Below are 218 nucleotides of genomic sequence, written 5' to 3' on the forward strand. Positions count from 1 at the left end.
CGGTGTTCCGTTTCCATCTGCATCTGGAATCTCATTTGCCGTTGGTATTAAGTCATTATCATCATCAGTATCTCTGTAATCTGGCTCGTCGGTACCATCCGTATTGTTCAGCTCATTGGCTGGATCCGTATCTACTGTATCTCCACTTGGATCACTGTATGGGTCTGTCGCATTAGCTGGGTCAAAAGCATCATCAATACCATCGCCATCAGTATCAC

General features: G+C 45.4%; 1 pseudogene. It reads right to left on the reverse strand.

Annotation, left to right across the window (positions count from 1 at the left end):
- Positions 1-218, reverse strand: a pseudogene (locus IL45_RS15085) (gliding motility-associated C-terminal domain-containing protein); the annotation flags it as partial.

It is taken from the genome of Nonlabens ulvanivorans, from assembly GCF_000732625.1.
In the GTDB taxonomy this organism is placed as follows: Bacteria; Bacteroidota; Bacteroidia; order Flavobacteriales; family Flavobacteriaceae; genus Nonlabens; species Nonlabens ulvanivorans.